Genomic DNA, 24,067 nt, shown 5'->3' on the forward strand with positions numbered 1-24,067 from the left:
AAATGCCAATATGTGTATTTTATGGCACTAATGTTACAGTCTTTCGTGACTTCACTTTATCTATGAGTTGAGTCATGTGGGTGGTGAAATATGGCCGTTGTTAGTTGTAGAGGTTTTTGTCGATTAACGGCAGCCACACTTGCGCTTTTAAGCCACCTTGAGGGCGATTAGACAGTTTAACTTTGCCGTGATGACGGTCGATAATGCGTTTAATAATCGCCAGTCCTAGGCCTGAACCAACACTGCCACGTGCGGTATCGCCTTGAGTAAAGGGTTGAAAGAGCTGTTCAACTTGGTCTTCATTAATACCAGGGCCATTGTCTTCTACACTAAAGCACAAGTATTGACCTTGATTATATGAGCTGATTTTTATCCACCCGTTACCATAGCGGAATGCGTTTTCGACTAAGTTACTTAATACGCGTTTTATCGCCACACTATTGATGGCTATTTCGGGACAGTCAGCCAGAGATAACTCAATGGTGCCTTCGCGGTGTGACTCTTGTTGGCTGATTTCTTGGATCAAACGATTAATTTGGTCGGGTTCACGTATGCCTTCTTGGTCGTTACGAATATAAGCAATAAATTGATTAATAATCGCATCCATGTCTTCAATATCAGTGACAATGCCTTCTTTCAAATATTGGTCGTCTTCTACCATCATTTCTGACGCTAAGCGTATGCGAGTCAATGGCGTGCGTAGATCATGTGAAATCCCTGCCATTAGCAAGGCGCGGTCTTGCTCAAGCTGCTTCATGCTATTGGCCATTTGGTTAAAGGCATGAGTAACTTCAACAATTTCGGTTGAACCAATCAATGGTAACGTCGGAGGGAAATCGCCTTTAGACACGGTTACTGCCGCTTTTTGTAAGCGTTTAAGCGGACGATTTTGTCTGCGGGCAAACAGCCAGCCACCGGCGACACTGAGCCCGCCAATCACCAGTAAATATAATGTTAGTGGAGACAGGTCTGATTCATTAATACCTGTGAGCGGCACTTTAATCCATAAAGAAGGGGCTTGTGGCGGTTTAATCCACACATCGAGCTTTTCACCTTGCGAAAAACGCACTTCAGCTTCGCCGCCAAGATAAACCGACATTTGTTCTGACAAGAAACTGTAATAAGTGGCTTGGCCGAGTCCGGCTTCTTGCGCTTGTTTTTGGTTATAAACGGTCATGCCATCGTCACGCACTTTGGCGTTTAAGGCATCCACCATGGTGAGATGTTCACGACCAACATCAACCCCATCAACAAATAGTATATTGATTTGGCGGGCAATCAGTTGGTTAATTTGCTCATAACTGGGCTTGATAAAGTAAACGGCGACAGACCAATATGACACTAATTGATTGATCAACAGTAAGCTGCCAATCAACAATACGGTTTGACTAAAAGCGCTTCTGGGCAAGAAGCGTTGCCACCATTTTAACTTGAGTTTCATGGATTACTTACGCGTGGTGCCGTCGGGTACAAATACATAACCTAAACCCCAAACCGTTTGAATATAACGTGGGTTAGCGGCATCTTTTTCAATTAAACGGCGTAGACGTGACACCTGAACATCGATTGAACGCTCAAGGGCAGAGTAGTCACGGCCACGGGCCAGGTTCATTAATTTGTCACGTGATAGTGGCTCTCGAGGATGGTTTACCAGCACTTTAAGTACGGCAAATTCACCACTGGTCAGGGCAATACTTTCATCGCCATGAAACATTTCACGAGTGGCTAAATTTAGCGAAAACTCGCCAAACTCAATCATTTCTTCTTGCTGAGCTGGTGCGCCTGGTACTTCAACAATTTGACGACGCATAACCGCTTTAATACGTGCTAATAACTCACGTGGATTAAACGGTTTAGGTAAATAGTCATCAGCGCCAAGTTCTAGGCCAATAATACGATCAACTTCATCGCCTTTAGCGGTTAGCATCACAATCGGGATAGGGTTCTCTTGCTGACGTAAACGGCGACAAATCGACAAACCATCTTCACCGGGTAGCATCAGATCGAGCACCAGTAGATGAAAGTTTTCGCGCTCTAGTAATCTATCCATTTGTTCAGCATTGGCAGCGCTGCGAACTTGGAAGCCTTGCTCAATTAAGTAACGTTCTAATAACGAACGTAATCTCATGTCGTCATCGACAACGAGAATCTTAGAGGTTTCTTGGCCCATGACATATCCTTTTAACGCTAAATTGATACCAGCAATGACTCAGTATGAAGTGTAATCGCTTGAATTTGAATAGCTGATTGTGGCAGAAATTGTAACTAAATAGCTGTAAATGTTTGTTTATCGCTTAAATAGCAACAAATGGTCAGTTAAATTACCAGTATCTACGCTAAACGATAATGCCAATTGCTGTTTGCTAGGCTGATAAACCATGCTGGGACTAGTACTGGGTAAGTTAGATGTGTGTTGGAGATGGCTATTAAAAACGGGCTCAAAGGTTAGCTGATTTTGGTGTAATTCAAACCGTCCCCATTGTAAGTGAGTGACGTGCTCATTGGCTTGTGGGTCTTGGTGTAGGTTAATGTTCACCATGGCGTAATAGCCATTGTCGAGCAGTACCAAGCTACTCAGCGCTGGGGTAGACAATTGATGCCATACACCATAGACCGATTGGTTTGGGGTGAAGTCATACTGATGTTGCTCATCCGCAATGCTATCGGCATTGGTATCTATGGTTAAGGCGAGTTGTAACGACTGTGATGTCAGCGTCATGTTTAATTGCGGATACTCGAATTGATATGCGGCTAATCCTTGTTGGGCATTATTGCTGTAGCTAGGGATAAAGTTAGCAGTTGTTGATTGCAGATCCAAGCGTCCCCATTCTGCAACGCTATTTTGTGGCGCGCTTAAGTTAAGTTCTAGGTGTAAGTAGCTGCGATTATGATTTAACTGCAACAAGGTAATACGTTCAGGTGTGTTGATTACCCAATCACCAAATACGTTGTTTTTTGCTTCTTGGATCGTCGGTTTCTCGCTAGCTTGCAGTGGGTTTGCCAACAGTAAACAGCCGGTCAGCAGGAAGGGAATGAGGCTTATTGAGCTAAGCGACGGGATGTCGGGTTTGTTGCCTGTTAACACGGTAAACATAAGATCCCTTTATGTTTGATGATGCGGTTAAAAACGAAAAATAGAATTGCATGCGGTAATTTTAATCAGTCTTAAACCTTAGTCTTTAATGCGGATTTATCAAATAAAAAAGCCCGCAGCATAATGCCACGGGCTTGAAGCCTTGATTGAGTTTAGCCTTTTATTGAACTTAGCCTTTTACTGAGCTTAGTCACTTATGGCACCAATGTAAGTAAAGGCGCTTAGGTTACTACTTGAAAGTCCAATGCCATGGTCACGCTTAATGCGGTAATGGTAATAATGGAAAATCCAAATACTTGTCTAGCCCAAGACTGCAAATTGATGCCGCGACGATAACCTTTTAACGCCATCGCTAGCCACCATAAACTGGTGGCAAAGGTCACGGCCATAAAGGCAATACCTGTGTAACCCGCCAGCGGTAATAGTGCGCTAACCAATGCAAAAACAGCAATGTACAACACGATATGCAACTTAGCTTTAGCCATGCCTTGGGCAACCGGTAATACCGGAATATTAGCAGCGGCGTAGTCGTCAAAGCGAAAAATCGCAATCGCATAAGAGTGGGGCATTTGCCATAGGCTAAACATCAGCAGCAAAATAATTGCGCCCATGTCCATTTGCCCGGTGACCGCACAATAGCCAACGACCGGTGGCACGGCACCCGAAAAACTGCCTACTAGGGTGCCGTAAACCGAGTTGCGTTTCATGTACAGGCTGTACACCCCGACATAAACCACATAGCCAATGGCGGCAAATAACACCGCTAAGCTATTAGTGAATATCGCCAGCATGGTAAAGCCTACAACACCCAAACCAATACCAAAGCTCAATACCGCTTGTACTGATATTTCACCGGTAACGGTAACTCGGTTTCGAGTACGCTTCATCTTGGCGTCGATGTCGCGATCAATGCAGTTATTGATTGCGCAACCCGACGCTACCACCAAAGATAAACCTATCATGGTGGCAAACATCAAGGTCATATCAACATTGCCTTGAGCCGCGAGTAAAAAGCCGCCTGCGACAGAAATTAAATTGCCCATGATGATGCCTGGTTTGGTTACCTGAACATATCCTCGTAAGCGTGAGGTTAATTGTGCTGACATAGATTGACCTTGATTATTCATGATAGCTGTCGGTTACATCATCAATTCATTGGCTGCGTAGATAATCCACACAGACAAACCCACAACCATGACAATAATCAAGGCCGTGAATAAGAACGAGAATGTATTGATTCTGCCTTCTTTAGAAAAATCTAAATGGAGGAAGTATTTCAAGTGCACCACGATTTGCACGATAGCCGCAGCGACGACAATCCATAAGGTGGTGTCATGATCAAAGCTGTGAGTCATTACCGACCAAAATGGAATACCGGTTAAGATCACTGATAATACAAAGCCGACTAAATATGACTTAACGCTAGCGCCAAAGTCGCCCTCGGCATGACTTGAATGTGCATTGCTCATCACAAGACTCCTAACAAATAAACAACGGTAAACACACACACCCACACGATGTCTAAGAAATGCCAAAACAAACTTAAGCAACTCAAGCGGGTGATGCTGCGATTATTTAAACCGCACTTGACGACTTCGACCATCATGATCAGCATCCAAATTAAGCCCGCGGTAACATGCAAGCCATGCATGCCGACTAAGGCGAAAAATGCTGATAAAAAGGCGCTGCGATCTGGACCATTGCCATGTTCAATAAGGTGATGGAACTCGTAAACTTCCATGGCGATAAACACACAACCCAAAGCGAAGGTGATTAATAACCACCCTAAAGTCGCCGCTTTCTTTTGGTGTCTCGCACAAATCATGGCAAAGCCATAAGTAATACTACTGACAAGTAATGCGGCGGTTTCGATAAGGACGAAGTCTAATTCGAAAATATCTTTACCCGACACTCCACCATCGGTGTTCATGAATAACACGGCATAAGTGGCAAAAACGGATGCGAACAAAATACAGTCGGTCATTAGATAAATCCAAAAACCGAACAAGGTGTTACCACTGGTATCGTGGTGTTCTTCGTGGTGTTGATCACCGTGCTCAGCAGAATGAGCGTCGTGTAAATCTGCTTTAATAGCAATACTCATTATCGGCCCCTAGCTACGTTATCTATATGTGCATTTTCAATACGCGCGACTTCATCAGGTTGCACGTAGTAGTCAACATCATTGTTATAAGCACGCATCAAGAACAGTACAAACGTACCCGCAAACCCAACAATAGCTAACCACCAAATATGCCAAATTGCAGCAAATCCCATCGCCGTAATACACGCCGCCATAGCAATACCGCTGGCAGTATTTTTAGGCATATGAATAGGCTGGTATGTTTCACGACGTCTGTAGGCAGTGCCTTTTTCTTTCATGTCGGTGAACGCATCAATGTCTGTTACTGGATCTAACTGGGCAAAGTTATAGAACTGTGGTGGTGAAGATGTTGACCACTCAAGCGTGTGGCCGTTCCATGGATCGCCTGTGGTATCTAAGTTTTGCTCACGGTCACGGAAGCTGACATACAATTGTACAAACTGTAAAATAATGCCCACAAGGATGATAAATGCGCCGACTACAGCAAAGTAAAGCCAGAAGTTCCACGCTGGGTTATCTGTGTGGTTAATACGACGTGTCATGCCCATAAAACCAAGCACGTACAACGGCATAAAGGCCACATAGAAGCCAATTTGCCAGCACCAAAATGATGCCTTACCTAAGCGTTCATTGAGTGTGAAACCCATCGCTTTAGGGAACCAGTAAGCAAACCCCGCCATGTAGCCAAATACCGCACCACCAATAATGGTGTTATGGAAATGGGCGATTAAAAACAAGCTGTTATGCAGTACATAGTCTGCGCCAGGTAATGCTAACAATACCCCGGTCATGCCGCCGATGGTGAAGGTCACCATAAAGCCTAAAGACCACAAAACTGGCACGGTAAAACGTAAACGGCCGCGATAAATGGTAAATAACCAGTTAAACAGTTTTACCCCCGTCGGCACCGCAATCACCATGGTCATTACGCCGAAGAAGGCGTTAACGTTGGCGCTTGAACCCATGGTAAAGAAATGGTGTAACCACACAATAAAACCAAGCACCGAAATTGCACCGGTTGCCCACACCATTGAGGTATAACCAAATAAGCGCTTAGAGGTAAAGGTTGAAAACACTTCAGAGAAAATACCGAAAGCTGGTAATACCAAAATGTATACTTCAGGATGACCCCAAGCCCAAAACAGGTTGATGTACATCATGGCGTTACCGCCACCATCATTGGTAAAGAAGTGGAAATCTAAATAACGGTCTAAGGTCAACATGCCTAAAACAGCGGTTAAAATGGGGAACGATGCAACGATTAACACGTTAGCCCAAGTACAGGCCCAAGTGAAAATAGGCATTTGCATTAGCTTCATGCCAGGTGCACGCATTTTTAACACGGTGGCGATAAAGTTCACCCCAGTTAAGGTTGTCCCGATACCGGATATCTGCAAGGCCCAGATATAATAATCAACCCCCACCCCCGGACTGTATGCCAGCTCAGACAATGGCGGATAAGCTACCCAACCTGTTTTAGCAAACTCACCTAATCCAAGCGAAATATTGATTAATATTGCCCCAGATGTGGTTAGCCAAAAACTTAAGTTGTTTAAGAATGGGAATGCGACATCGCGAGCACCAATTTGCAATGGTACGACCAAGTTCATAAGACCAATCATAAATGGCATTGCCATAAAGATAATCATTATCACGCCGTGGGCTGTGAAGATTTGGTCGTAATGTTCTGGTGGTAAATAGCCCGCAGCGCCGTTAGTGGCAAGTGCTTGCTGAGTTCGCATCATAATCGCGTCAGAAAAACCACGGACCAGCATTACCATCGCTAATACGATATACATAATACCGAGTTTTTTGTGGTCAACCGAGGTTAACCAGTCGTGCCAAAGCACGCCCCATTTTTGATGTTTAGTAATTAAGGCCGCAATGATGAACCCAATAATGGCGACAGCCGCTAGGGTCACCATAATAATCGGTTCATGATACGGAATAGACTCGAGTGTTAATTTTCCAAGAAATGACATGATTACTCCGCCTCCCCAGAAGCAGTCGAAGAATGCTCTGTGGTTGAGTGTGTAGAGGATGAAAGTCCAGAATGTTGTTCAGCGTCCATGTCTTTCATATGCTGCATATCTTTCATATGTTCGGTATGTTCCATACCAGACATTGATTTCATGTTGCCCATGTCATGCATACCTTCCATGCCTTCCATACTGTCCATTGGTTTCATATTCGAGTCAGGGTGCATGTATTGCATAACAATGTGGTTAAACATGCCTTTTTGCACTGACCCATAATATTGAACAGGATTATTTTCGCTCTTTTGAGCTAGTTGCTCATATTGCTCAACATCCAAGGTATTCCCTTGTTGTTTTATCTTGGCAACCCACGCATCAAAATCGCCGGCTGTTGCAGTCGCAATGGCATTAAACTTCATGCCCGCAAAACCAGCGCCACTGTAGTTAGCTGAAATACCTTTAAAAGTACCAGGCTCGTTTGCGATAAGGTGTAACTTGGTCGCCATGCCAGCCATTGAGTAGATTTGACTGCCTAACTGCGGAATGAAAAATGAATTCATTGCCGTGTCTGAAGTGATTTTGAAGTTAACCGGCACGTTCGCAGGGAAGGCCAATTCGTTAACCGAAGCAATACCATATTCTGGATAAATAAATAACCATTTCCAATCCAGTGACACCACTTCAACTTTTACCGGTTTAGCATCATGAACAAGCGGTTTATAGGGGTCTAAGTCATGGGTCGAATTCCAAGTGATAACACCAAGAATGATCACGATAACAATTGGTACAACCCACACCACAATTTCAATGGCGGTTGAGTGCGCCCATTTAGGTGCATAAATTTCTTCATCGCGGCCATCACGGTATTTCCAGGCAAAATACAAGGTCATGAAAATCACCGGAATAACCACAATCAGCATCAGTAATGTCGCCACAATAATGAGATGCTTCTCATCTATACCGATTTGACCCTTGGGATCCAGCACGCCGCCTTCACAGCCTGCGAGCATAAATGCTAATGCAGCTAGCGCTGGTTTACTTAAATTTCGAATTAACAAAGGAAGATTCCTCTCACCTTAAAAGCTTACTACGCTACCAATTGGGGGATCGGCAGTTGCAGAATAATCATCGAATGCAAATAACTGCACCAAAGGACTCGCTCAAATCAATTAACAGTGATTTTGGCGTACGTCTTAAGGCAATATAGATTTTGCGAATGATGTATTTAAATTAAAATATTTAAGCTTGTAGAGGAGGAGCGCGGCAACCGTGTGCCGTGTATTCAAGGGATTTAGGGGCAACAACAGATAAGGCACTTAGCGCGTAGCTAAGAGCAAGAAGATTACAAAATGTAGAATTGAGATTGAATAAACGCCAAAATTGCTCGATCACCAATGGGTTTAATATTAGTAGGCCCAGAAAGCTAGCGCCCATAACTTCAGCTAGTAAAGTGTCAACAACGGCAATAAATTCACTGATATCGACGACATGCCCCATCGACATAGATAATGAATCAGCTAAGGGTTGCAGCAACAGTAACCCGAAACACAACGTTAAATGTGCTTTACTCAATTTAGACAGCCTTGCGATGCGATTAAGCGGCTTAGCTAGGTATTGGCAAAGAGTTAGATTCAAGAAACGATTCCAAACGAGCTCAAAGGAGTGGGTAGTTGAATCAATAGATCCAGCTGACGATTTTCATTGGCAGGAGAATAACAAGAAGGCGCTATTGATTGAAAGTAAATCAGAGTAGTAAAACAGCGGAATTATTAAATAAACTTGAATTCGAACAATATCTATACTGTTTATTTACATGTTTAACTGTTTTGTTACTTGTCGATAGCTCAAAAATCACAAATCTGTGATCCATACACCTAATATAGATGGGTGGATGTCATCAGATACAAGCGCCTTAATTCAACAATCCTAACATCCATAGATACGCCCTTGAGGGGGTGTGAGGATCATATTTTTTTCGATCTAAAATATTTTCTGGCTTCTGTATTGTTACCAATCGATATCGCAATAAATACTTGGGGGACAGCAGATTATCTATTAAGGTTATTAGCGGCTGTCACTGCTAGTTCAGCAACGTCAAATAGACAAGCAATAATCGTCTTATGACTCGAGTATAAAGATCTTCTATCCATTGATGTTCCGTTGCGGATAATGCTGCTAAGTGACTAATGATGCAGCTTTAGTACAACAAGTCTCCATCGATAAATAACTCTATAATCCATTTAAAAAGCTGCATTTCATTCACTATAAACGGCGGGTTTTTAAATCATTTAAACAATGAAATATCTAGATCTTTCTCAATAACTGACTGAACTGCTACACTCATTTTGATTATGTTAAGGTAAGATTAATTTTTATGCAGCGTCCACCACTACGTCAAGCCAAAACCATCGATAACGTTTTTAATAGTGCTTATTGGCATCTTGGCCAGCAAGACTTTACCATTAACGAAATTCGCACCAAGCTTGAGCGTAAAACCGACAATCAACAATGGATTGATACCGTACTCGCCAGACTCATCGAGGGCGGTTATTTAAAAAGTGACTTTGACTTTGCGGTACGTTACTGCGAGTTAGCCTTTAGTAATGAAATCGGTATTGGTGCCATAAGACGTAAGTTACAGCTGCGCGGCGTAAGTGCTACAGAGATTGATACCGCGATAGAACAAGTGATGCACGAGCAAACAGTGGACCTTTTTGAGTTAGCCACATCGCGATTGCTGAGTCGGTTTGAAAACTTCTATGGTACCAACATAGAAAAAGTCTATTCCCAGATGACCACAAAAGGTTTCTCTCGGGCTGAAATTGATCACGCATTAGCACAACATCCACAACGTGAAACCCTGCGCAGTAAATTAGCCCTCAAAGCCGACAAAGCCGATTTAACCACTGAAATAATCAAACTGTTTAATAAAGGCAAAGGTAAAACCCTTATCTTGCAGGAATTAAAGCAGCGACTGATTGATGTAAGCGACTTTGAAGAAACCTTGTACCAACTAACGCTAACAGAAGACGTCGATTTTTATCAAAGCTGCAAAAATGAACTGGCTAAGAAACGCTATAACTTAGCGGACTATAAAGAAAAGTCGAAAGCGTATGCCTATTTATCCCGTAAAGGATTTGGCAGTGATGAAATAAAAGAGGCAATGACGCTAGATGACGAGTAATAACGTTTACCGCCGATATCACTGAGACAACGGATATCGGCAGACTTCTTACGGCTCACTGCTCACGATTTTTCATTCACCATTGCACTTTTACCGACTTGAGTGATGGCTAACAGCTAACATCTAACATCTAACATCTAACATCTCAAATTTATGTTATTCACCCAACTATTGTCAGTTTGGTGGCTGCTATTCATTAGGTTTTGCCAGATGCAACGGGTCGAGTATCGCTTGGAGTTTATCTTCGTCTAAATCGGTTTCTTCAAGCGCAATGGCTAATACTGATTTATGTTCTTTATCTGCTCGTTTAGCAATTTTTGCGGCCATATCGTACCCCACTACTGAATTAAGTGCGGTAGCTAGAATGGGGTTTTTCTCTAATGCCTGGGTCAAATGTTCTGCATTGGGCTTAAATTCGGCAAACACTTTATCGGTCATTGCTTGGCAGGCATGGGTTAATAAATCAATACTGGACAGTAGTTTGTCGGCAATCAGTGGCAGCATCACATTCAACTGAAAATTACCCGATTGTGCCGCGATGGTGATGGTTGCTTCATTGCCGATGACTTCAGCGGCAATCATGGCTACGGCTTCTGGGATAACGGGGTTAACCTTACCGGGCATTATCGATGAGCCCGGTTGCAGCGCCGTTAAGCTAATTTCTTGTAGTCCTGCAACAGGGCCAGAGTTCATCCAGCGTAAATCATTGGCGATTTTCAATAACGTAACCGCTAACCCTTTGAGCGCCGAAGCCATGGCTAAGGTGTGATCTTGGCTACTCATATACAACGCAGGGATTGGCGCCGCCTGCCAAGGGATCTGATCTTGCTGTTGTAAATCATCACATGCAAGTTTGGCAAAATTGGGGTCACAATTAACGCCAGTGCCCACCGCAGTGCCGCCCAATGGCAAATGATGCAGGCTCAGCGCTACTTGCTGTACCCTAGCTTGAGCACCGTTTAGCTGTTGTTGCCAGCATTGCAGTTCTTGGCCAAGTGTAATCGGCATGGCGTCCATTAAATGGGTGCGACCAGTTTTGACTGTATTTGAATACTCATCGGCCAAAAACGTTAATCTGTCACTTAAGCCCTGAATGGCCGGATATAATAAGCCCTTTAATTGCCTAACCGTACTAATATGAATACAGGCGGGCACCACATCGTTACTGCTTTGACCCATATTAATATGATCATTAGGGTGAACTTTTGCCTGTAAAATGTCGCTAGCGAGGCTGGCAATCACCTCATTAACATTCATATTAGAACTGGTGCCAGAGCCTGTTTGGAACAAATCAATTGGAAAGTGCTGCGAAAAATCAAGCTTCTTACTGGCGATAATCGCTTGTTGAATTGCTTTGGCCATAGCGTTATCTAACAAGCCGAGTTGGCTATTAGCCTGTGCTGCAGCTGATTTTATGTCGAGTAGGGCGAGTATTGCTAGCGACGGAAAGCGTCGCTCAGAAAACTGAAAGTTATCTCGTGCACGTTGAGTTTGCGCCTGGTAATAAACATCATCTGGCACCTGAACTTTCCCCATGCTGTCATATTCTATACGTATCTTACTCATAAGGTTTTCGACTCGATTTTTGATTGGGATATGTTAGTGTGTTCACTAAGCTTAGCAGGAAGTGCCAGTAAACGTTTATAGGGAGATCAGTAATGAACGATTCTATGCAATTATTGAAACAGATTGAAAGTAATGACAAAACTTTCCGGTATTACAGCTTTGATCGACTAGCAGAACACTACGATTTATCCCGCTTACCCTTTGCGGCAAAAATATTATTAGAAAATCTACTGCGTTATGAAAATTCGGAATTTGTCCAGCCGAAGGATATTGAAATCTTGGCCCGCTGGGATCTGGATAACTGGTCTGAAACCGAAATTGCCTTTGTCCCTTCTCGAGTCATTCTACAAGATTTTACCGGTGTACCTTCAGTCGTCGATTTGGCCGCTATGCGTGATGCAATCGTGACATTGGGCGGCAATGCCGACGCCATTAATCCACTGAACCCGGTGGAGCTGGTTATTGACCACTCAGTGATGGTCGATGTATTTGCCGAAACAGGGGCGTTGCAAAAAAATACTGCCATTGAAATTCAACGAAACCGCGAACGATATCAGTTTTTGCGTTGGGGTCAGCAAGCCTTCGACAACTTTAAAGTGGTACCGCCCGGGCGCGGTATCGTGCACCAAATCAATCTGGAATATCTGGCGAGAGTGGTCTTTGTCAAAGAAGATGAAGATAACCTATTGTATCCAGACACCTTAGTCGGAACCGATTCTCATACCACCATGATCAACGGTTTGGGGGTATTAGGTTGGGGCGTCGGCGGCATTGAGGCTGAGGCCGCGATGTTAGGCCAACCCGTGACGATGTTGTTACCCGAAATTGTCGGATTTGAATTTATCGGTAAATTGCCTCCAGGGGTTACCGCTACCGATCTGGTGTTAACCGTGACCGAACAACTGCGCTCATTTGGCGTGGTAGGTAAGTTTGTTGAATTTTTTGGTGCCGGTGTCGATCAATTAACCTTGGCCGATAGGGCGACCATTGCCAATATGGCGCCAGAATACGGTGCTACTTGTGGCATTTTCCCGATTGACCAACAAACACTAGATTACCTAAAGCTTACTGGTCGTGATCCAGAGCATATCGCGCTGATCAAGGCGTATCTTAAACAGATGGGTATGTGGGCCAGTGCATCCGACAACAAAGCCTGTTATCACGCCAGCTTACAACTGGATTTAGGCAGTATTGTGCCTTCTATCGCTGGCCCCAAAAGGCCACAGGACAGAATTGCACTTGAGCAAGCTGGAGTCAGTTTCCGTCAGTGGTTGGATAGTCAGATCCCTGTTAGCCACATCGACGCCGAAGGTAAAGACGAGCTGGCAAGCGAGGGTGGCCCATCGGTGCAAGTCCCCGTTGCCGATGGTAGTACTGGTGTTGCTTGCAGTTATCGAGATAAAGACTTTGTGCTGGAAGCCGGCGCGGTGGTGATAGCGGCGATAACCAGTTGTACTAATACCTCTAATCCATCGGTGTTAATCGCCGCGGGATTATTGGCCCGAAATGCGCGTAAAAAAGGCTTACAGGTTAAACCCTGGGTAAAAACCAGCTTTGCACCAGGCTCACAGGTGGTGACAGATTATTTAATAAAATCGGGTCTTAATGTCGATTTAGATGCCTTAGGTTTTCAGTTGGTTGGCTACGGTTGTACCACTTGTATTGGTAATTCCGGCCCTTTACCTCAACCCGTTAGTGAAGCGATACAACAGGGCAGATTAAAGGTGTGTTCGGTGTTATCGGGCAACCGTAACTTTGATGGCCGCATCCATCCAGAAGTTCAAGCCAATTATTTAGCATCGCCGCCATTAGTGGTGGCATATGCATTGGCCGGTAATATGAAAGCCGATATGGTCACAGAAGCACTTGGCGAAGATGTTGATGGTAATGCGGTTTATTTAAAAGATATCTGGCCTGACAATCAGGAAATCCAACAGGTCATGGCCAGCGCGGTACAAAGTGAGATGTTTGTTTCCCGCTATGCCGATGTATACAGCGGCGACGCAGACTGGCAAGGGCTTGAGGTGGTGCAGAGCCAAAAATATAACTGGCCCGATTCCACCTATGTTAAACAGCCGCCATTTTTTGACGGGATCAGTGCCGAAATACCGAAAATTATGGCTATCGACAATGCCCGTTGTTTACTTAAGTTAGGTGATTCGGTCACTACCGACCATATTTCACCTGCGGGATCTATTGCACCAGACAGCCCTGCCGGAGACTATTTACAGCAAGCTGGAGTCGCCATTAAGGACTTTAACTCTTACGGTTCACGCCGTGGCAACCATGAAGTAATGATGCGTGGCACCTTTGCCAATGTAAGGCTAAGAAATCTGCTGGCACCGGGAACCGAAGGCTGTTGGACACGTTCAATGCCTAACGGTGAGTCGATGACAGTATTTGATGCCGCTATGCAGTATCAGCAACAAGGTACGCCTTGTATTGTGCTGGCAGGTAAAGAATATGGCACCGGTAGCTCGCGGGACTGGGCGGCCAAAGGGCCTGCATTGTTGGGGGTAAAAGCGGTTATCGCGCAAAGTTATGAGCGTATTCACCGTTCTAATTTGGTTGGAATGGGTATCTTGCCACTGCAGTTTATGCCTGATGACAGTGCAGAATCGCTAAACCTCACAGGTGAAGAGCAATTTAGTATTCCTGCGGTAAGCGCCGAGCAGAAAACCGTGAATGTATCAGTGACCGACAAAGCGGGTAAGCAACATTCGTTTGAAGCTAAAATCCGCATTGATACCCCTAATGAGTTTAGTTATTACCGACATGGCGGCATCTTGCATTATGTATTACGTAATTTAGCGAGGTAATTTAGTTAAGTCTTCTCGCTCAGTCGCTTGGTTTTAACCTAAGGTTATGACCTGCTTTAAATAACCCGTAAATAGGTTCAAGTTTAACGACTTGAGCCTATTTTTTTGAGTGAAAAATGAGCTGCTACGACGGGAAGATAAGTTGTTTGCTTATGTTGATTTAGGGATTATGTTGATTTAGGGATTATGTGGCGCAAGCTTTGTAAACTCATTTATGCCCACTACGAGCAAGAGAGGTTACTACTTCCCATTTTTTTTAGATTAATTTTCAATACATTAATCTGTGAGGGTAAAGCCTTTCGTGCCTATGTATTAGTTACTGAAGACGACATCATCACGACCTCTGTTTTTTGCGAGATAAAGTGCTTCATCTGCGCGTTGTAGCCAGGTGTCTGCCGTTGTACCTGGAACCCAGAGTGCGACACCAAATGACACGGTTATTTCTTCGCCATCTGGATTTTTCAATTCTTTTTTAATCGCCGTTCTCAGGCTATCAAAAAACGCTGGTTGTTGATTACTGCTCTCGGGAATTAATAGTACAAACTCCTCCCCGCCAAAGCGATAAAGCCGATCATATTTACCAATGTGCGAAGTGGTAATTGTCACAAAATTTTTAAGTATTTGGTCGCCCACAGCATGACCGAATTTATCATTAACCCTCTTAAAGTAATCTAAATCTAGGATGGCTAGCCACTGCCTAATACTGTGGCTATCGGCGTTGGATAACACCTCATTCATATCTGAGCTCATGGCGCGGCGATTAAATGCACCTGTGAGTGGGTCTATCGTATTGAGATCTTCCAGCAAGCGAAATTGCTTGGCACTATGGCTGGCATAAACGAAAACACACAATGACAACATCAAGTTTGTCACAATGAAGGAGTCCTCTGATATGGTGGCAAAAATGTTAGATAGTTTTACTACAGCAACGCCGGCGACAGCATTAATACCAAGGGCTTCAATTGGCTTTACCAGAACAAAAGTGCTGGCGAAAACAGGGTAAATCCACAAAAAACTATCTATTCCGTTAGCAATAACAATAACGACAACACCGACATTAATGAATATTGCTATCACCGCGCTTACGATGCGGATTTTTTTTACATAATGTGCATAAGTAACTAACGCTATGATGCCCAATATCAGCGTAATATCAATAATTGCAGCCGTGAAGTTACCAGCAAGATAACGTATCACCACAAAAGGAGAAATCCCCAATACAGCCACGGCGCTGAGTAGCAACAATAGTGACAGTTGATATTTTTCCTGCAGCTGATTGATCATAATGCACTCGCAATAAGTTTAATTATTATGTTGTTCAAACTGAGACATTAACAAGTTGAAACCCCTGTTTTGCTTGTTAAAAATCACCAGTATCTTTGGCTTAGAATACTACACCTTTCACGATTTAGTTTTGCTTATATTTCGTGCAAATATTGTCTAGTCATCATTTCGTTTAAAATCATTATTGTCATCTCTATTAAGGGTTATCTTTATCCTTACGCTTCGATTATGCTCGCTTGTTAACATCAGTTTTCGTGCTGAAGCTCAGTGAATTTGTCCTGTTGATTCACTGGCAATAACGCTAACGTTGACTTATTTTAGATTTTAAACGCTAAGGTATTGTAGTCCATCTTTAAGTTAACATAACGTACTGACTTGGAAGTCAATTTACAAAGGGAATTTACATAAGGAATTTACAAAAGGGATTTGGTTGTGTTTGACATTATTGCCGTTTATTCAGGATTAATCGCGACAATTTGAATTGTTATTGGCGTAACTTCAATTGGCAATAAACTCAGCAAAGACACAAAACAGTTGGCTACGCTGTAAATTGGTATAGCTTACTGTCAGTGGTCTATTAGTAAAGCGTTTTACCAACAGCTACGAGGAAGTAACATGGAAGTAAATGTATTTAAAAGAAGCAGTACTACTGACCCCATCATTAGTGCGACAGCCTATAATTTTGCTATCGGTTTAACCCTTTGTTGGGGTTTTGCTATGAACTGGTTGATGGTTACAAATATCGGTCCTCAATCGATAGCGGATGTTAATCCTTGGATTTTCTTTATTGGGTACTTTGCTTCATGCTTTTTTGGTATGTATCTGTTTAATAAATCTAGTAATCCACTGGTGAGTTTTATTGGTTACAATTTTGTCGTTATTCCCTTTGGTTTAATTATTAACTTGGTGGTGAGTGGCTACGATGCCTCCATTGTATCTGAAGCGATTCGGATTACTGGCTTAGTGACCATTGGCATGATGTGCTTAGGGTCTATGTTTCCTGCTTTTTTTAAAAAAATATCTGGTGCACTCAGTATCGCCCTGCTGCTTGTTATTGTTGTGGAGTTGATTGAGATATTTGTTTTTGGGATCCACCATGGGATTCTTGATTGGATAGTGGTGCTGATTTTCTGTGGCTATATTGGGTATGACTGGGGGCGGGCTAATCAGATACCCAAAACACTCGATAATGCGATTGATAGCGCAGCTGCGTTGTACATGGACATCATCAACTTGTTCCTTCGTATCTTAAGAATACTTGGGCGCAAATAAGTTCAGTGCGTGATTGTGAAGTAAATAGGGAGAATGTTGTGTATAGGGTTATTGTAGAAAAATAAAGCGTATTATCTTCATTATTAATCTATAAATGCGTGATGTCGGACTAAAATAATCAATTTGTAAGTCGCAGTCGGCGTCTGTTGTCCTCCCTTTTGTGGTGTGATTAGACGTGATTGAACTCTACATGCTATGGATGAGAAGACATCTACAGCAGACTTTTGGACTCCTGTAAGATTACCGTTAATTCACAATGGCTAAAAATATTATGGAACATAAACGATACTTTCTCATTCTGTCAGTCATCTTTGGTATTGAATTCCTAGTTATTTCTATATCGCCTTATGATCGAGCCGATTGGGCGCTTGAAAATGTACTCGTTGTCTTATCTGCCATGTTCATTTTTTTTACGTATAAGAAATGCCCATTATCGCGACTCTCTTATAGTTTGATATTTGCCTTTATGAGCTTGCATGAAATAGGTTCATATTATACTTATTCCAATGTTCCCTATGATGCATTTTTAACGTCGTATTTTAACTTTAGCCTTAATGAATATATGGGCTGGACCAGGAACAATTTTGATAGATTGATTCATTTGGCATACGGTCTTTTATTGGCATATCCTGTTAGAGATTTGTATTGTCGGATTGCTGGTTTGAAAGGCTTTTGGAGCTATTTAACGCCTTTAAATCTTATTATGGCAACATCGATGCTATATGAATTGATTGAGTGGCGCGCCGCTGAGGCATTTGGTGGCGAGCTAGGAATGGCGTATTTAGGTACACAGGGAGATGTTTGGGATGCACATAAAGATATGGCCCTGGCAAGTCTTGGCGGTTTTATAGCGATGGCGATAACTCTTTTTATCCATTCACGTATTCAGAAAGACTTTCGAGAACAATGGACATTAAGTTTAACAGTAAAAAATAAAGAATATTAAGCAGGAAATTAAAGCCCTAGTGTGCAACTTGACTAGCAATAGACATGCTCACCTAAGATGGGTACTGATTAGAGTCCAGCCTATGTTCACATGGTTGTTAATCACAGAGCTAAAAACTGCAGGCTATGTTGTTACTCTCAATATGAGCCCACAATTTTTAAACCATATACCCAAGACAGATCAAAATACACAATCCTGCATTTCGGGACCATTTGGTTATTATTAACGGTAAACCATACCGCCATCGATCAGCGGCGCCTGACCTGTCATGTAATCAGAGTCTGGACCCGCTAAATATGAAACAAAGTTGGCGACATCTACAGGCGTTTGCGCACGACCAAGGGCAATGCCTTTCACGTATTTATTATAGGTTTCACCTATTGGGGCCCCAGTAATTTCAGAAAAGCGTTTATCAATCTCGACCCACATATCGGTTCCGACCACACCAGGGCAATAAGCATTGACTGTAATACCTGCGCTAGCATATTCCTGTGCTGCAGCCTGAGTTAACGCACGCACTGCAAATTTAGTCGCCGAATATGCGCCCAGTAAAGCAAACCCGTTATGGCCCGCAATGGAAGAGGCACTGATAATTTTGCCTTTTTGCTTGCGCTCGATGAATTTCTTTGCCGCGGCTTGAATACCCCAAAGGGTTCCGTCTACGTTGATCTTTTGGATTTTATCCATTTCTTCTTGAGTAATATCGGCTATGGCTTGAACTTGCGCAATACCTGCGTTATTCACCATAATATCGAATCCACCTAAGGCTTTTTCTACATGGTCTATAGCGGCATAAACTTGTTTCCGGTCGCTAATGTCAGCTTTAAAAGTAGTTGATTTTCGACCTAGGGCTTCGACCTCAAGAGATACTGCGAGCATTTTTTCTTCGTTTAGATCAACGATGGCAACATCTGCTCCATCTTTTGCTAAACGAAGTGCAATGGCACGTCCTATGCCCTGAGCTGCGCCAGTGACTAGCGCGACTTTTCCTTGTAATGACATATCTGACTCCTTTTTGATAATAGATAAGGAAGACCTTTTTATAGCCTTCCAGATAACGATTGAATGATCAGTTTACAAGGACGTAGAGCAATAAAATTAGATGTAGATCAATTCGAGTCAGCATAATGGTTGAAAATTAAACATGTTTAATCTCTAAGAATGACCTTTCAAGATTAGTGAGGAGCATTTAGATATCATGCTTTTAGTTTAAAAAGACTCTACTAATCAATGGTCAACATCATCAGGATGTGTAACCGTTCTCCTTCGGTCAATACCTTTAATATCTAATTAGCATGTTAGATAAAAATTGAATCACCCTTCGAACATCAATGCTGTTTATCTACTCCGCTCTCATTAGGTTGTTGAAATTTTATCCTGTATGGCCAGTCTTAATCTGTTAAATGACAATGTTGTCATATAGGTTGCGAGTGCGATGCGTCAGGTGAGATACTTTTAAGTGTTTCCCAAGGATAAAACTCAATGAACGTATTGCTTGTCGAAGATGAACAAAAAATTGCAGATTTTATCTGTGAAGGTTTGCGCGCCAAAAATTTCGATGTCACTCATTGTGCCGATGGTATTCAAGGTTATCAGGCGGCAAGCAACAATACTTATGATGTGATTATTCTCGACATTATGCTTCCGGGCAGAAATGGCTTGGATATTCTTCGTTCGCTGCGCCAACAAGGTGTCGATACACCCATTATTCTGCTTACGGCACGTAATGAATTGGGTGACCGCGTTCAAGGATTAGGCATGGGCGCTGATGATTACTTAGCCAAACCGTTTTATGTTGAAGAGTTGCATGCTCGCATTCAAGCCTTATTACGACGCCATGGCGGCACACAACAGCATGTCGTTGAGGTAGGCGCATTGCAGCTTGATTGTATTAATCGCAGCCTTAATTGTCAGGGACAATCGGTCGAGCTTACTAGCCGAGAATTTAGTTTGCTTGAACACTTAATGCGTTCACCTAACCAAGTATTAACCCGGGGGCAGTTGCTGGAGCATGTTTGGGGATACGACTTTGATCCTTGTACCAATGTTGTTGATGTGTGCATTAAACGCATCCGCAGTAAAATGGCTTCATTAGAGAAGGCCGGTAAAATGGTCGGCGCCATTGAGTCTGTCCGCGGCACAGGCTATCGCCTGAGCATTCGATAAGGTGTTAATATGTATTTTCGTACTCGTATTTTTGCCATATCAATTTTAACGGTAACCGCTGTGCTTGCGCTGGTTATCAGCTTAAGTTGGTCGCGTATTATGACTGTAGAATTGACTAACCTTGATTCTCGCCTTTGTATGGAAGCAAAACGCTTAATACGCAAACGTACTTTGCATGATGTCAATAATTCTACAATGAATATAGACAATTCAAACGATACACCCCTTTCGGGTGGTCGGTTAATGACTGATTTAACGGACAAGTTACGAATCAATTCACCTAGCCAATTAATGCTGTCTGTCGGTTCTGTTGAGCAAGGTTTTTTAACCGCGCCAGACGGTGTAGACGTACAAGATGTGATAAGTCGCTTAAATTGGCTACGCGCTGAATCACTCACATTACCCCACAACAATAAAGCCGACGCGGTTTGTCAGCTGGCCTTTTTTGAACATCAGCAAAACCGATGGCGAGCCAGCTTATTTCAAACCTCAAACCAACAAAGTTTTATCGCTGTGGATATTGCAGCCACCACAAATCAGTTAACGAATACCTTGCTGACCGCGTTGGGTGTGGTTATTCCTTTTTCATTACTGCTCAGTATTCTAGGCGCATGGATTATCTCGACCAATACCATTAAACCAATAAACAGATTACATAAAGCCATGGATAAGGTGACCCAAAAAGATCTTAGCCATCGCTTGCCTGAGCATAAAGAAGACAAAGAATTCAAAATGTTGATTGATGCATACAATATGATGCTCGATCGCCTAGAGGACAGTTTTCAACAAGTTTCTCGTTTTACGGCAGATGCCGCTCATGAGCTAAAAACACCACTCACAGTGTTAAGAGGTAAGCTTGAACAAGCAGTGTTGTCTGAAAACCCATCGCTATTGGATCTCAATGCCATTCTTGATGAAGTGGGGCATTTGTCAGCTATTACCCGTAAATTGTTGCTGCTATCACAGGCGGATTCTGGCTCTATGGCGTTGCATTTTGAACCGATAAATATCACTGAATTGGTCGATGAGTTGATTGCCGATATGACCTTGCTGTCGGATGAACTGGAGCTTGATTGTGTTATTGAAAAAGGGTTAATCACTAAAGGCGATATTGTGTTGCTGAAGCAGCTGTTAAATAATCTGCTCGTAAACGTAATGCGTTATAGCCTTCATCACAAAGGTGTCACTATCCACGCTCGCCAACACGAGTCTGCTATAGAAGTGGTTATTAGCAATTTTTGTCTGCCGATATCTCACGAGGTCAGGGTTAAACTGTTTGATCGTTTTTACCGCGGAGAGCCTGCTCATACCCAAGGCATATCCGGCAGTGGTTTAGGGTTAAGTTTAGCCAGAGAAATCGCTCGCGCGCATGGTGGCGATCTTACGCTTGAGCCCAGTGATATTGAGGTTGTGACGATGCGGCTGTTGTTACCCATCGTTAAATGACAACATTGTCATCCATCAGCGAAGCCTAATCGATACACTTAAGTTAACTCATTAATCGTTAACTTAAGTGTATTGGAGATTAGGCCATGAATACCCACATTATTGGCGCCATTTTATCTTTGACGTTGCTCAGTGCAACCGCCGTTAATGCCAAGCCGTCAATTGAACTCACCAGTCCTGCATTTTCCGATAATGGGACATTGCCAGTTGAATTTACCTGTGAGGGAGAGGGTATTTCACCACCATTAAGTTGGCGCGGAGTACCAGACGGAACCCAGTCATTGGTAGTGATCATGGATCACATGCCTAAGCCTCATTTCACAAACAATGTCGCAGGCAACGAAAAGAACGCACCAAAGGCTTACTCGGCTGACAATAACAAAGGCACTCCACCTCAAGGTGACACTAAGGCACCTAAACTAAACCAGCCTGAAGAACTCAAGTGGTATTGGACTGTGTACAATATTCCGGCGCAAGCTTCTGGTATTGGTTCTGGCAGTAAAGAAAAGCAATCTGTTGGTTCATTTGGCAGTAATACGGTGAATAATCGTAACGAGTATGCACCGCCATGCTCTAAAGGGCCTGGTCAAAAAGTGTATACTTTTCATCTGTATGCGCTATCCAAATTTTTAGATATCGATTCGTCTGCCACTGTATCTGCCCCAGTGTCAGCCCCTGTGTCTGCAATAATGCTTCGACAAAGCATGCAAGGCTTCATACTGGACTCAGACTCTTTGACAGTGAGTTTTGAGCGACACTGTCAAACGCCGCAACGGGCTCATTCACCACAAGCTCATCCGCAAGAAGCTCATCCGGAACAAGCACCGCCACATAATGACAGCATGGATCCGCTGTCAACATTGCCATTGTGTAAACCCACTTTGAATACGACTTCTGCTGTTATTGATAGTAAGTAAACGCAAATCCGTTATTACAAGATTGTTAGCGCAGATCAGTCACTAAAAAGACATTAAGAGATCCACATGAAAAAGAACATTAAAAACACCTTGCTGCTTCTTACTCTTGGCGCAATCGTTGCCGTTGTAGGATACAAGTACACTCAAGCACAACAAGACCAACCTATCTTTACCTCCGATGTGGTTAAACGCGGCAACATCGAAAAAGTAGTACTGACCAATGGCGTGCTTTATCCGTCTAAATTAGTCAGTGTCGGTGCTCAAGTATCGGGGTTAATCGAAACAATGGACGTGAACGTTGGCCAAAATATAAAACAGGGCGACTTGATTGCTCAAATCGATAACTTAACTCAACAAAATGCCCTTAAAGAAGCCCAAGCATCACTGCAAAGTATTGATGCGCAATATCGGGCAAAGCAGGCTCAAATAAAAGTCGCACAGTCTGAATATGCTCGTAATAAAAAGATGCTGGTTAATGGCGCTGCGTCGGTATCAGATTTTGACTCGGCAGAATCGATATTGGCGGTTTATCTGGCTGAGCTTGATGAACTCAGTGCTGAAAAAGACAAAGCAATCATCAGTGTCGATAACGCTAAGCTCAATTTAGGTTACACAACTATTCGTTCACCTATTGATGGCACCGTGATTTATGTGTCGGTCGAAGAGGGGCAAACCGTTAATAACAATCAAGGCACCCCCAGTATTATTGAGCTGGCGCAATTAGACGTAATGACGATTAAAGCGCAAGTATCTGAAGCTGACATTATCAATGTGAGTGCTGGGCAAGACGTGTATTTCAGTATTTTGGGCGCGACAGCGAAAAAGTACCGTGGTGTATTACGCACCATTGAACCAGGGCCAACTTTGCTTAGCGGCGACGACAGCTCATTGATGATTGGCGATGATGAAGCGATTTACTACAACGCTCTGTTTGATGTTGAAAACCCTGACAACCTACTGCGTTTTGGCATGACAGCGCAGGTATCGATTATTTTAGCCAATGCGCAAGATACCTTGCTGGTCCCATCACAGGTATTGGTCACCAAATTAGGTTCGAGTACTTCGTATCAAGTGCCAGTGATCATAAACAACCACATTGAATACCGCGATGTTGAAGTGGGCATTAACAATAAAATCTACGCTCAAATCCTTTCAGGGCTTAACGAAGGTGATCAAATCATGCTTAGTCAATCTTCAGCTAAAGACAGCGCAGTTTCGATGACCGGTTTAGCTACAGGCAATAAGCTTGGACAACGTACACCAGGTCTTGGCAAAGAGATGAGGTTATAACCC

Annotated in this window: 20 protein-coding genes; 8 read left to right on the plus strand and 12 right to left on the minus strand. The window is 43.2% G+C overall.

The window, feature by feature from the left end; all coding sequences use genetic code 11:
* Positions 1 to 100 precede the first annotated feature (100 nt).
* The 9 genes from envZ to CXF88_RS00525 all read right to left on the minus strand — a co-directional run bounded on the left by envZ (position 101) and on the right by CXF88_RS00525 (position 8,809).
* Entirely contained in the window at positions 101 to 1,441 is a 1,341-nt protein-coding gene (envZ, locus tag CXF88_RS00485; protein WP_101084844.1) for a two-component system sensor histidine kinase EnvZ, read from the minus strand.
* A gap of 3 nt (positions 1,442 to 1,444) precedes the next feature.
* Positions 1,445 to 2,170 carry a two-component system response regulator OmpR gene (gene ompR, locus CXF88_RS00490; protein ID WP_101084845.1) on the minus strand — a complete coding sequence of 242 codons (726 nt, stop codon included), beginning with the start codon at positions 2,168 to 2,170 and terminating at the stop codon, positions 1,445 to 1,447.
* Between the two features lie 117 nt (positions 2,171 to 2,287).
* Entirely contained in the window at positions 2,288 to 3,094 is an 807-nt protein-coding gene (locus CXF88_RS00495; RefSeq protein WP_101084846.1) for a hypothetical protein, read from the minus strand.
* Between the two features lie 221 nt (positions 3,095 to 3,315).
* Positions 3,316 to 4,221 carry a heme o synthase gene (gene cyoE, locus CXF88_RS00500; RefSeq protein WP_101084847.1) on the minus strand — a complete coding sequence of 302 codons (906 nt, stop codon included), beginning with the start codon at positions 4,219 to 4,221 and terminating at the stop codon, positions 3,316 to 3,318.
* 12 nt (positions 4,222 to 4,233) lie between these two features.
* Positions 4,234 to 4,563, minus strand: coding sequence for a cytochrome o ubiquinol oxidase subunit IV (cyoD, locus tag CXF88_RS00505; protein ID WP_101084848.1), 330 nt, complete (start codon positions 4,561 to 4,563; stop codon positions 4,234 to 4,236).
* Positions 4,563 to 5,198, minus strand: coding sequence for a cytochrome o ubiquinol oxidase subunit III (gene cyoC, locus CXF88_RS00510; protein WP_101084849.1), 636 nt, complete (start codon positions 5,196 to 5,198; stop codon positions 4,563 to 4,565). The genes cyoD and cyoC overlap by 1 nt, the downstream gene beginning before the upstream one ends.
* On the minus strand, positions 5,198 to 7,180 hold the full coding sequence (gene cyoB, locus CXF88_RS00515) for a cytochrome o ubiquinol oxidase subunit I (protein WP_101084850.1): 1,983 nt from the start codon (positions 7,178 to 7,180) through the stop codon (positions 5,198 to 5,200). The genes cyoC and cyoB overlap by 1 nt, the downstream gene beginning before the upstream one ends.
* Positions 7,181 to 7,182: 2 nt before the next feature.
* The gene (gene cyoA, locus CXF88_RS00520) at positions 7,183 to 8,232 is read right to left on the minus strand and encodes a ubiquinol oxidase subunit II (RefSeq protein WP_101084851.1); all 1,050 of its coding nucleotides are present in this window, start codon (positions 8,230 to 8,232) and stop codon (positions 7,183 to 7,185) included.
* Between the two features lie 181 nt (positions 8,233 to 8,413).
* Positions 8,414 to 8,809, minus strand: a complete 396-nt coding sequence (locus CXF88_RS00525; protein WP_101084852.1) for a hypothetical protein — start codon at positions 8,807 to 8,809, stop codon at positions 8,414 to 8,416.
* Between the two features lie 739 nt (positions 8,810 to 9,548).
* Between CXF88_RS00525 and CXF88_RS00530 the strand changes: the two genes are divergently transcribed.
* Positions 9,549 to 10,358, plus strand: coding sequence for a RecX family transcriptional regulator (locus tag CXF88_RS00530; RefSeq protein WP_101084853.1), 810 nt, complete (start codon positions 9,549 to 9,551; stop codon positions 10,356 to 10,358).
* Positions 10,359 to 10,547: 189 nt separating this feature from the next.
* On the opposite strand, the gene CXF88_RS00535 is transcribed toward CXF88_RS00530, so the two are convergent.
* Entirely contained in the window at positions 10,548 to 11,924 is a 1,377-nt protein-coding gene (locus tag CXF88_RS00535) for a lyase family protein (protein WP_101084854.1), read from the minus strand.
* 92 nt (positions 11,925 to 12,016) lie between these two features.
* On the opposite strand from CXF88_RS00535, the gene acnA reads away from it, so the two are divergent.
* A complete protein-coding gene (acnA, locus tag CXF88_RS00540) occupies positions 12,017 to 14,743 on the plus strand; it encodes an aconitate hydratase AcnA (protein WP_101084855.1) in 2,727 nt (908 codons plus the stop codon).
* 312 nt (positions 14,744 to 15,055) lie between these two features.
* Here acnA and CXF88_RS00545 read toward each other — a convergent pair whose 3' ends face one another.
* Positions 15,056 to 16,027, minus strand: a complete 972-nt coding sequence (locus CXF88_RS00545) for a GGDEF domain-containing protein (protein ID WP_101084856.1) — start codon at positions 16,025 to 16,027, stop codon at positions 15,056 to 15,058.
* A gap of 615 nt (positions 16,028 to 16,642) precedes the next feature.
* Between CXF88_RS00545 and CXF88_RS00550 the strand changes: the two genes are divergently transcribed.
* Both CXF88_RS00550 and CXF88_RS00555 read left to right on the plus strand, forming a co-directional pair.
* The gene (locus CXF88_RS00550; protein WP_101084857.1) at positions 16,643 to 17,299 is read left to right on the plus strand and encodes a Bax inhibitor-1 family protein; all 657 of its coding nucleotides are present in this window, start codon (positions 16,643 to 16,645) and stop codon (positions 17,297 to 17,299) included.
* A 271-nt stretch (positions 17,300 to 17,570) separates the two neighbouring features.
* The gene (locus CXF88_RS00555) at positions 17,571 to 18,245 is read left to right on the plus strand and encodes a DUF2238 domain-containing protein (protein WP_242445072.1); all 675 of its coding nucleotides are present in this window, start codon (positions 17,571 to 17,573) and stop codon (positions 18,243 to 18,245) included.
* Between the two features lie 222 nt (positions 18,246 to 18,467).
* Here the strand turns inward: CXF88_RS00555 and CXF88_RS00560 are convergent, their stop codons facing one another.
* Complete coding sequence (locus CXF88_RS00560; protein ID WP_101084858.1) at positions 18,468 to 19,247, minus strand: acetoin reductase; 780 nt, start codon at positions 19,245 to 19,247, stop codon at positions 18,468 to 18,470.
* Between the two features lie 480 nt (positions 19,248 to 19,727).
* On the opposite strand from CXF88_RS00560, the gene CXF88_RS00565 reads away from it, so the two are divergent.
* The 4 genes from CXF88_RS00565 to CXF88_RS00580 all read left to right on the plus strand — a co-directional run bounded on the left by CXF88_RS00565 (position 19,728) and on the right by CXF88_RS00580 (position 24,064).
* Positions 19,728 to 20,411 (plus strand): response regulator transcription factor, encoded by a 684-nt coding sequence (locus CXF88_RS00565; RefSeq protein WP_101084859.1) that lies wholly within the window; start codon positions 19,728 to 19,730, stop codon positions 20,409 to 20,411.
* Positions 20,412 to 20,420: 9 nt separating this feature from the next.
* On the plus strand, positions 20,421 to 21,857 hold the full coding sequence (locus CXF88_RS00570) for an ATP-binding protein (RefSeq protein ID WP_101084860.1): 1,437 nt from the start codon (positions 20,421 to 20,423) through the stop codon (positions 21,855 to 21,857).
* A gap of 86 nt (positions 21,858 to 21,943) precedes the next feature.
* Entirely contained in the window at positions 21,944 to 22,774 is an 831-nt protein-coding gene (locus CXF88_RS00575; RefSeq protein ID WP_101084861.1) for a YbhB/YbcL family Raf kinase inhibitor-like protein, read from the plus strand.
* 66 nt (positions 22,775 to 22,840) lie between these two features.
* Entirely contained in the window at positions 22,841 to 24,064 is a 1,224-nt protein-coding gene (locus CXF88_RS00580; protein WP_101084862.1) for an efflux RND transporter periplasmic adaptor subunit, read from the plus strand.
* Positions 24,065 to 24,067: the final 3 nt, after the last annotated feature.

Source organism: Shewanella sp. ALD9, assembly GCF_002836315.1.
Lineage (GTDB): Bacteria > Pseudomonadota > Gammaproteobacteria > Enterobacterales > Shewanellaceae > Shewanella.

Bases quoted from the DNA above. Each gene is read 5' to 3' on its own strand.
- cyoD (WP_101084848.1), bottom strand. From the start codon at position 4,563: ATGAGCAATGCACATTCAAGTCATGCCGAGGGCGACTTTGGCGCTAGC.
- CXF88_RS00560 (WP_101084858.1), bottom strand. From the start codon at position 19,247: ATGTCATTACAAGGAAAAGTCGCGCTAGTCACTGGCGCAGCTCAGGGC.
- CXF88_RS00530 (WP_101084853.1), top strand. From the start codon at position 9,549: ATGCAGCGTCCACCACTACGTCAAGCCAAAACCATCGATAACGTTTTT.
- CXF88_RS00570 (WP_101084860.1), top strand. From the start codon at position 20,421: ATGTATTTTCGTACTCGTATTTTTGCCATATCAATTTTAACGGTAACC.
- cyoC (WP_101084849.1), bottom strand. From the start codon at position 5,198: ATGAGTATTGCTATTAAAGCAGATTTACACGACGCTCATTCTGCTGAG.
- CXF88_RS00545 (WP_101084856.1), bottom strand. From the start codon at position 16,027: ATGATCAATCAGCTGCAGGAAAAATATCAACTGTCACTATTGTTGCTA.
- acnA (WP_101084855.1), top strand. From the start codon at position 12,017: ATGAACGATTCTATGCAATTATTGAAACAGATTGAAAGTAATGACAAA.
- CXF88_RS00565 (WP_101084859.1), top strand. From the start codon at position 19,728: ATGAACGTATTGCTTGTCGAAGATGAACAAAAAATTGCAGATTTTATC.
- CXF88_RS00535 (WP_101084854.1), bottom strand. From the start codon at position 11,924: ATGAGTAAGATACGTATAGAATATGACAGCATGGGGAAAGTTCAGGTG.
- CXF88_RS00555 (WP_242445072.1), top strand. From the start codon at position 17,571: ATGGAACATAAACGATACTTTCTCATTCTGTCAGTCATCTTTGGTATT.
- ompR (WP_101084845.1), bottom strand. From the start codon at position 2,170: ATGGGCCAAGAAACCTCTAAGATTCTCGTTGTCGATGACGACATGAGA.
- CXF88_RS00580 (WP_101084862.1), top strand. From the start codon at position 22,841: ATGAAAAAGAACATTAAAAACACCTTGCTGCTTCTTACTCTTGGCGCA.
- cyoE (WP_101084847.1), bottom strand. From the start codon at position 4,221: ATGAATAATCAAGGTCAATCTATGTCAGCACAATTAACCTCACGCTTA.
- envZ (WP_101084844.1), bottom strand. From the start codon at position 1,441: ATGAAACTCAAGTTAAAATGGTGGCAACGCTTCTTGCCCAGAAGCGCT.
- CXF88_RS00575 (WP_101084861.1), top strand. From the start codon at position 21,944: ATGAATACCCACATTATTGGCGCCATTTTATCTTTGACGTTGCTCAGT.
- CXF88_RS00495 (WP_101084846.1), bottom strand. From the start codon at position 3,094: ATGTTTACCGTGTTAACAGGCAACAAACCCGACATCCCGTCGCTTAGC.
- CXF88_RS00550 (WP_101084857.1), top strand. From the start codon at position 16,643: ATGGAAGTAAATGTATTTAAAAGAAGCAGTACTACTGACCCCATCATT.
- cyoB (WP_101084850.1), bottom strand. From the start codon at position 7,180: ATGTCATTTCTTGGAAAATTAACACTCGAGTCTATTCCGTATCATGAA.